The 1,294-nt window shown below is 51.9% G+C and carries 1 rRNA gene; it reads right to left on the bottom strand.

Annotated features, from left to right (window positions below):
- Positions 1-1,294, bottom strand: a 23S ribosomal RNA gene (locus ACFVH2_RS24950); the annotation flags it as partial.

Raw genomic sequence — 1,294 nt, 5'->3', positions numbered from 1 at the left:
TTTCTACCCTGAGGGCGAGGTATGGGTGGGACGCTTGAGCGCCATCCATTTTCAGGGCTAGTACATTCGGCAGGTGAGTTGTTACACAGTCCTTAGCGGATTCCGACTTCCATGGCCACCGTCCTGCTGTCAAGATGTACTAACACCTTTTGTGGTGTCTGATGAGCGTCCACTCCGGCACCTTAACCTCGCGTTCGGTTCATCCCGCATCGCCAGTTCTGCTTACCAAAAATGGCCCACTAGTGTTGTTCATTCGAATGCCCACGTTCAATTAAGTAACAAGGGCTTCTTACATATTTAAAGTTTGAGAATGGATGAAGGCTATATAGCGCCCCCGAGTCCCTAATCATTCGCTTTACCTCATAAAACTGAGTTCAACACTGCTATCCTGAGGGAAACTTCGGCGGAAACCAGCTACTAGAAGGTTCGATTAGTCTTTCGCCCCCATGCCCATATTTGACGATCGATTTGCACGTCAGAACCGCTGCGAGCCTCCACCAGAGTTTCCTCTGGCTTCACCCTATACAGGCATAGTTCACCTTCTTTCGGGTCCGGCCCCGTATGCTCTTACTCAAATCCATCCGAGAACATCAGGATCGGTCGGTGATGCGCCGAAGCTCTCACCTGCGTTCACTTTCATTACGCGTAGGGGTTTTACACCCGAACACTCGCATACGAAGACGACTCCTTGGTCCGTGTTTCAAGACGGGTCGCTGATGACCATTACGCCAGCATCCTTGCGGAGCGCGTACCTCAGTCCGGCGCAGGGTATTACACAACGGGCTATAACACTCCCCGAGGGGAGCCACATTCCCGAAGCCTTTATCCCCCGCGCCAAACTGATGCTGGCCTGTGCCCGGCAAAGTGCACCAGCGAGAACGCTGGATGATTCACCGGGCCCAAGTCTGGTCATAGGCGCTTCCCTTTCAACAATTTCACGTACTTTTTAACCCTCTTTTCAAAGTGCTTTTCATCTTTCGATCACTCTACTTGTGCGCTATCGGTCTCTGGCCGGTATTTAGCTTTAGAAGACATATACCTCCCATTTTGAGCAGCATTCCCAAACTACTCGACTCGTCGAAGGAGCTTTACATAGGCTTGGCATCCGACCAGACGGGGCTCTCACCCTCTGTGGCGTCCCGTTCCAGGGAACTCGGAAGGCGCCTCGCCAAAAGCATCCTCTACAAATTACAACTCGGGCCCTGGGGACCAGATTTCAAATTTGAGCTGTTGCCGCTTCACTCGCCGTTACTGGGGCAATCCCTGTTGGTTTCTTTTCCTCCGCTTATTGATA

Origin of the sequence: Rhodococcus sp. NPDC127527 (assembly GCF_042672245.1) — a bacterium.
Lineage (GTDB): Bacteria > Actinomycetota > Actinomycetes > Mycobacteriales > Mycobacteriaceae > Rhodococcus_G.
This window is presented reverse-complemented; position numbering and strand designations above follow the sequence as displayed.